This is a genomic window from Corynebacterium sp. (genome assembly GCF_030535495.1).
Taxonomy (GTDB): domain Bacteria; phylum Actinomycetota; class Actinomycetes; order Mycobacteriales; family Mycobacteriaceae; genus Corynebacterium.
On record NZ_JAUNRW010000108.1, the window covers coordinates 1 to 6,796 of the forward strand.

Genomic DNA, 6,796 nt, shown 5'->3' on the forward strand with positions numbered 1-6,796 from the left:
TGGCGCGGACCCAGGACGGCAACAACAACGTCTACTGCCAGGACAACGAGCTGGCGTGGATGGACTGGGACCAGCTGGACGAGAACTCCTCCCTCCACGCCTTCACCAAGCGCCTGCTCAACATCCGGCGCCGTCACCCGGTGTTCCGCCGCCGCCGCTTCCTCGCCGGTGGCCCCCTGGGTGCCGACGTCCGCGACCGAGACATCGCCTGGCTGGTGCCCTCCGGCAAGCTGATGACGCAGGACGACTGGGACTTCGCCTTCGGCAAGGCCCTCATGGTCTACCTCAACGGCCACGCCATCACCGAGCCGGACGCCCGCGGTCAGAAGATCGTCGACGACTCCTTCATCCTCATGTTCAACGCGCACTACGAGGAGATCGAGTTCACCCTGCCGCCGCGCGCCTTCGGTGCCCGCTGGCAGCTGCTCGTGGACACCACCGAGGACATCGGTTACCCGATCGAGGCCTCCATCATCGAGGCGAAGGGCACCATCACGGTCCCCTCGCGCGCCACGATGGTGCTCAAGCAGATTGAGCCGCCGGTCTACGACGAGGAGGACGAGGTCGACGCCGTCGAGGTCGTCGACGAGGCCGAGCGCGAGAAGGATCTCGGTGTCGTCGGTGACAAGGTGACCGCGGATTCCGCCGCCACCGCCGAGAAGATCACCGAGGAGCCCACCGTCGCAGAGCTCGAGGCCGAGGTGGAGGACACCGAGGAGGACGAGATCGAGCCGGGTCAGAACAAGACCCTCCTCGCCGGAATGAGCGAGGAGGAGCAGCTGGCTGCCAAGCGCCGGGCGGCGCTGCGCGACGAGTACACCGACGAGGAGGCCTAACTGCTGCGGTGTTCCTCCACGTCACGGGTGTGGTCGATGAGCCACCCGAGGAACGGGTAGAACACCGGCAGCAGGCTGCGGCCCAGGTCCGTGAGTTCGTAGGCCACGTGCGGGGGCACCTCCTCGAACTCCCAGCGGGCGATGAGACCGTCGTCGACAAGCTGGCGAAGCCGTTGGGTGAGCATCTTGGGGGAGATGCCGTCCACGGCCTCCTCGAGTGCGCCGTAGCGTAGTTGGGCACCGTCGAGCGCGAGGATGATGAGGATCGACCATTTGTCGCCGAGGCTGGCCAGCAGTGCGCGGCTCGGGCAGGTGCGGTCGAAGGGATCGGCGTCGCGTACCCAGTCGTCCATGCCCGCCCATGCTACCCCGGTAGACTGAACGTTCACCCTGCCTTCCCCGACGATCGGAGTCGACGTGATCCCGGCCCACGGCGCCCAGCTCAGTGTCACCGCCACCAGCATCCGCATTGATCGTTCCGCCCTCCTGACAGCGCTGACGGGCGAGGAGTCATGGGAGGTGCCCCTGTCGCAGGTCACCGGCGTGCGTGTGGAGGAGCCCTCGCTTCTCGACGCCGGGTCCCTCACCCTCGAGGGCCCCGGCACCGTCATCCCGCTTGCCCCGGGGCAGGCGCAGGCGGCCGAGGATCTTCGTGCGGCGATCGAGGCGGCACGCCGCGGCGAGGTACCGGCGGCGGTGGCCGGGCTGGACTTCGTGGCGGTGGACCGGGAGGTGGCGCGGAAGTTCATCGACGGCGTCGAGACGGAGGTGACCTCCCGGGACGACGCCCTGCCGGAGTTCATCGGCAATCTGCCGGTGGTCGCCCACGACGCCCAGTTCCACATGATGATGCTCCGCCGTGAGTACCTGGAAGCCGGCCGCGCCGTTCCGCAGATTTCCTACGTGTGCACCCTCATCCTGGCCCGCGCGAGCGGCCGGGATGTTCCCATGACGCTCGACGCCCGTGGTGCCGCCGAACTGCTCGTCGACATGGCACGGGAGCACAACCACCGCGGCAGCGTCGCCGAGTTCCAGCACGCCTCCGGTTTCACCCTGGGCGCCCTCAGCGCCGCGCACGCCTACCCGGTCCTGCGTGACCGTTCCGGGGCGCGGGCGGTCGTGCAGAAGCAGGAGCAGGCCGCGCCGGCGCAGCCCCGGCGTGCTCCCTGGCAGTCGGTGGCCACCCCGGATGTCATTCCCACCGCCAACCCCGATGCCGACCCCACCGGGCCATTGTTCGGCGAGCATGTCACCCTCACCGGTGACTTCGAACCCCATGACAAGGGGCGGCTGTGGTCGGCGATCGCGGATCTGGGCGCGGACATCGGGAAGAACGTGACGAAGAAGACGACGATCCTCGTCGCCGGGACCTGGGCGACGAAGACCTCGAAGGAGAAGCGGGCGGAGGAGCTGATCGCCAAGGGCCAGGACATTCAGATCTGGACCGGGGAGCAGCTCATCGCGGTCCTGGGTATCGACGAGGACGAACAACCCCCGTTTTAGGGATACCGGGAACCTTTCGGCTCCATGGGCAGTCCAACTGTGGTGACGATGCCGACTACCTCGGAAAGGACCCCCGCCCATGCCGCTCGATCCCGCCTCCCTGCTGCCCGCGTTACGACCCCATGCCTGGGTCCAGCACGCCGGGCTGAGTGACGACGGATTCTCCGACACCATCGCCTACATCGCCCTCTCCCGCGAGCTGTGCGCGACCTTCACCTGCCACGGGGCGGACGTGAGTTACCGCGGTCTGGGGGACCTGGATCTCTCCGCGCACCGCGCCTGGGACCGCGCCGCCGCCAACCTCATCGCCCGCGCCCGCACGCCCGAGGGAATCCGGGTGCGCACCCGTCCGGCCTCACACCTGCTCGGCACCGGTGTCACCGGTCTGCAGGTCAGCCTGCCCGGCGCGCCCGCCACCGCCTGGCTCGCACACCCGCAGACCTTCACCGTGCTCGACACGCACCTGGCGACCCTGCTGGGAGAACCGGTGGCCTGGCTGGCCCTGACGGAGAACACACTGGTGGCGGTGGGAGAAGACCACCGCGTGGACCTGCGGGAGGCGTGGGTGCCCGAACCCCTGGTGCTCCGGCACGGTTTCCCGGCGGCTGTGTCGCCCCGCACGCGGGTGGCCGCACCCGCCTAAGCTGTGAGGTGCACTTTTCTTCATTCATCCGACCCGAGGAGTTCCATGCGTCGTCCGATCACCGCCACCTACCGTCTGCAGCTGCGCGGACCGCAGGCGGACCCGTCGGGTCGGGCCTTCGGTTTCGCCGAGGCGGCCGCCCAGGTTCCCTACCTGCAGTCCCTGGGTGTTAGCCACATCTACCTCTCCCCCATCTTCACCGCGGACCCGACATCCAGCCACAACTACGATGTCACCGACCCCACCGAGATCAACCCGGAGCTCGGCGGCATGGAGGGCCTGCGGGAGCTGGCGGCGGCCGCCCACGACGCCGGTCTGGGGCTGATCATCGACATCGTCCCCAACCACCTCGGAGTGGAGAATCCGCGCCTGAACAAGTGGTGGTGGGACGTGCTCAAGCACGGGCAGGACTCGGAGTACGAGCACTACTTCGACATCGACTGGCACGCGGACAACGGTGCCGGCGGCAAGCTGGGTATGCCGGTGCTGGGCTCCCCGGAGGACGTGGACAAGCTGGAGCTGCGGGAGGACGACGGGGAGATCGTCCTGGCCTACTACGACAACATCTTCCCGGTCGGCGACGAGGTCACCCTCGACGATGACGTGGCCGAGGTCTACGACAAGCAGCACTACCGCCTCATGTACTGGCGCGACGGGGTCATCTCCTACCGCCGCTTCTTCTCGGTCAACGGCCTGGCGGGCATCCGCCAGGAGGATCCGATGGTCTTCGAGCACACACACCGCATCGTGCGGCAGCTCATCGCCGAGGATCTCATCGACGGTGTGCGTGTGGACCACCCGGACGGCCTCTCCGACCCCTTCGGCTACCTCAACCGCCTCCGCGAGGTCGTCGGGCCGGAGCGCTGGCTGATCGTGGAGAAGATCCTCGAAGTGGATGAGACCCTCGATCCGCGTCTGGCGGTGGACGGCACCACCGGTTATGACGCCCTCCGCGAACTCGACGGCGTGTTCGTCTCCCGGGTGGCCGAGGACTCCATGTCGATGCTGGCACTTCAGCAGACGGGGTCGACGTGGGACGAGGCCGCCGTCGAGGTGACCATGCACGAGCTCAAGCGGGAGGTCGCCCGTGATGAGCTGGCCGCCGAGATCCGCCGCCTGGCCCGCGCCATGCGCCGCGACAACTTCTCCACCGCCGGTTCGGGCGTGTCGGAGGAGGATCTGCTGACCACCATCACCGAGCTGGTGGCCGCCATGCCCGTCTATCGCGCGGACTACCTCTCACTTTCCCGTGTCACCGCCACCGTCGTCGCCGAGATGTCGCGTCGCTTCCCCTCGCGTCGGGATGCCCTCGACCTCATCAGCGCCGCCCTCAACGCCAACGCGGAGGCCAAGATCCGTTTCGCGCAGGTCTGCGGTGCCGTCATGGCCAAGGGCGTGGAGGACACCACCTTCTACCGCGCCGCCCGACTCGTCGCCCTGCAGGAGGTGGGTGGCGCCCCGGGTCGTTTCGGTGTCTCGGCCGCCGAGTTCCACCTGCTGCAGCAGGAGCGCGCCCGCCTGTGGCCGAAGGCGATGACCACGCTGTCCACGCACGACACCAAGCGCGGCGAGGACGTGCGCGCCCGCATCATCGAGCTCACCGAGCGCCCGACGGACTTCTCCGAGCTGGTCCACCGCGTCACCTCCGTCGTCCCCGCCCCGGATGCCGCCACCGGACACTTCCTGCTGCAGAACCTGCTGGGTGTGTGGCCGGCGGACGGCCAGATCACTGATTCGCTGCGCCAGCGCGTCCACGCCTACGCCGAGAAGGCCCTGCGCGAAGCCAGTGTTCACACCACGTGGGTCAACCCGAACGAGTCCTTCGAGCAGGCCGTCACCGACTGGCTCGATGTGCTTCTCGACGGCCCCGTCACCTCCATGATCAGCGAGTTCGTCGCCCCCCTGGCCCGCGGCGCGGTGCGGATCTCCCTGGGGCGCAAGCTCCTGCAGCTCACCGGGCCGGGCATCCCGGACATCTACCAGGGCACCGAGTTCTTCGACGACTCCCTGGTGGACCCGGACAACCGTCGATTCGTCGACTACACCGCCCGCCGCCAGACGCTGGACATCCTCGCCGCCGGGGTGGACTGGGAGGACCTGGCCGCCGAGGCCGAGGCACAGGCGGAGACCACGGGCTCCTACCCGCACCTGGATCTCTACGGTGACCGGGCGAAACTGCACATCGTGCACGAGGGTCTCAAGGTGCGCGCCGACCACCCGGAGTACTTCGTCGGTGGTGAGATGCAGGCGGTGTTCGCGGTCGGGCCGCAGGAGTCCCACCTCATCGGCCTGGCCCGTGGCGCGGCCGACACCCCGGGTGAGGCCGGTATCGGTCTGATCACCCTGGCCACCCGCCGCCCCCTCCTCCTGGAGGCCGACGGCGGCTGGAACGACACCACCGTCACCCTGCCGGAAGGCACCTGGCTCGACCGCCTGACGGGGCGTTCCTACGAGGCCACCGTGCCGCTGGCCGAGGTCCTCACCATCTTCCCGACCGCGCTCCTGGTCAGAGATGTCTGATCGGATCGCCCGCCTGGGCAACCACTACCACGAGTGGGTCCGGGCCCATCCGCAGGCGGCGGAAGATTTCGCCGCCGGGGTGGAGGACCTGCTCGCGGATGCGGGCGTGACCTTCGACCGCGTGGTCGCCCGGGTGAAGGACTGGCCGTCGTTCAAGGCCAAGGCCTACAAGAAGCGCGCGAACGGCGAGTGGATGTACCCGGATCCCTGGGCGGACATTCACGATCTCATCGGTGTGCGCGTGACCACCTTCCACTCCACTGAGATCCCGGTGGCCATCGATGTTCTCAAGCAGTCCTTCACCGTGGAACGTTCCGTGGACAAGACGGCGGAGACCCGCATCGCCGGCGGTTTCGGTTACGGTTCCCACCACCTCATTCTCACGGTGGACGAGAATTCCTCGGACATCACGGAGCTCGCCGACTATCAGGGTGTGAGTTTCGAGGTGCAGATCCGCACGGTCCTGCAGCACGCCTGGGCGGAGTTCGAGCATGACATCCGCTACAAGCGCGGCATTGAGGAACTCGATCCGAAGGTCGACCGCGCCTTCGCGTTGGCCGCCGGGCTCATCGAGCTGGCGGATCAGCAGTTCGACCAGATCGCGGTGGCGCAGGATTCCACCGACGCCGCCCGTGACGACGTGGACCTCACCCCCGAGACCCTGCCGGGTGTACTTGCCATGCTGCTGGGCAACAGGTTCCCGCGCTCGCGTTCGGAGAACTACCGCTTCCTCGCCGAGATCCTCGCCGCCTCCGGCATCACCACGGTCGCCGAACTCGCCGAGCTTCTCGACGACGGCGACATCACCGCCGTCCACGGCGCCCTGCGCTACCGCTTCCACCCGGGGCAGATCCGTCTCATCGATGATCTCCTTCTGCGACGCTTCGGTCGTGACCACATCACACGCACCGGGGACATCGGTGCGCGCCCGGCCCTGCGGCCGCAACAGCTGGCGCGCCGGCTGAAACTGATGCGCGGCGCGCGCATCGTGGGTGACGGCACCCAGGGTGAGGCAGTACCATGAGCAGGGTTAGCACCATTTCCCCGAATAAGGAGCATCTTTCATGTCGTCCATCCGTGAAGACTTCCCCCAGCTGGCTGACGCCCTCCACGTGTGGGCTCTGACCGTCGCGAACTTCTTCCGCCCGATGGGCATCGACTTCCCGCCGGCACACTGGGGTCTCTGGTAGCACCCCGGGGAGTTGTTGACGCAATATCGGCCTCGACACCTTCGGTGACGTCAACGGCGTCGCCGAAGCGGTCGAGGCCGATCGCGTCGGTGTCTCTCTGGAGA

At 68.0% G+C, this 6,796-nt stretch carries 6 protein-coding genes and 1 pseudogene; 6 read left to right on the forward strand and 1 reads right to left on the reverse strand.

Annotated features, from left to right (window positions below; translation table 11 throughout):
- Positions 1-836 (forward strand): annotated as a pseudogene (locus Q4F73_RS10625) (glycogen debranching enzyme); the annotation flags it as partial.
- Here the strand turns inward: Q4F73_RS10625 and Q4F73_RS10630 are convergent.
- Complete coding sequence (locus Q4F73_RS10630) at positions 833-1,189, reverse strand: helix-turn-helix domain-containing protein (protein ID WP_303359320.1); 357 nt, start codon at positions 1,187-1,189, stop codon at positions 833-835. The pseudogene Q4F73_RS10625 and the gene Q4F73_RS10630 sit on opposite strands and share 4 nt — an antisense overlap.
- Before the next feature lie 64 nt (positions 1,190-1,253).
- Between Q4F73_RS10630 and Q4F73_RS10635 the strand changes: the two genes are divergently transcribed.
- The 5 genes from Q4F73_RS10635 to Q4F73_RS10655 all read left to right on the forward strand — a co-directional run bounded on the left by Q4F73_RS10635 (position 1,254) and on the right by Q4F73_RS10655 (position 6,692).
- Entirely contained in the window at positions 1,254-2,339 is a 1,086-nt protein-coding gene (locus tag Q4F73_RS10635) for a DNA polymerase III subunit epsilon (RefSeq protein ID WP_303359321.1), read from the forward strand.
- 79 nt (positions 2,340-2,418) lie between these two features.
- Entirely contained in the window at positions 2,419-2,982 is a 564-nt protein-coding gene (locus Q4F73_RS10640; RefSeq protein WP_303359322.1) for a hypothetical protein, read from the forward strand.
- A gap of 45 nt (positions 2,983-3,027) precedes the next feature.
- Positions 3,028-5,502 (forward strand): malto-oligosyltrehalose synthase, encoded by a 2,475-nt coding sequence (treY, locus tag Q4F73_RS10645; protein WP_303359323.1) that lies wholly within the window; start codon positions 3,028-3,030, stop codon positions 5,500-5,502.
- Positions 5,495-6,526 (forward strand): GTP pyrophosphokinase family protein, encoded by a 1,032-nt coding sequence (locus Q4F73_RS10650; RefSeq protein ID WP_303359324.1) that lies wholly within the window; start codon positions 5,495-5,497, stop codon positions 6,524-6,526. The genes treY and Q4F73_RS10650 overlap by 8 nt, the downstream gene beginning before the upstream one ends.
- 40 nt (positions 6,527-6,566) lie before the next feature.
- The gene (locus tag Q4F73_RS10655) at positions 6,567-6,692 is read left to right on the forward strand and encodes a hypothetical protein (protein ID WP_303359325.1); all 126 of its coding nucleotides are present in this window, start codon (positions 6,567-6,569) and stop codon (positions 6,690-6,692) included.
- Positions 6,693-6,796 lie beyond the last annotated feature (104 nt).

Bases quoted from the DNA above. Each gene is read 5' to 3' on its own strand.
- treY (WP_303359323.1), top strand. From the start codon at position 3,028: ATGCGTCGTCCGATCACCGCCACCTACCGTCTGCAGCTGCGCGGACCG.
- Q4F73_RS10650 (WP_303359324.1), top strand. From the start codon at position 5,495: ATGTCTGATCGGATCGCCCGCCTGGGCAACCACTACCACGAGTGGGTC.
- Q4F73_RS10640 (WP_303359322.1), top strand. From the start codon at position 2,419: ATGCCGCTCGATCCCGCCTCCCTGCTGCCCGCGTTACGACCCCATGCC.
- Q4F73_RS10630 (WP_303359320.1), bottom strand. From the start codon at position 1,189: ATGGACGACTGGGTACGCGACGCCGATCCCTTCGACCGCACCTGCCCG.
- Q4F73_RS10655 (WP_303359325.1), top strand. From the start codon at position 6,567: ATGTCGTCCATCCGTGAAGACTTCCCCCAGCTGGCTGACGCCCTCCAC.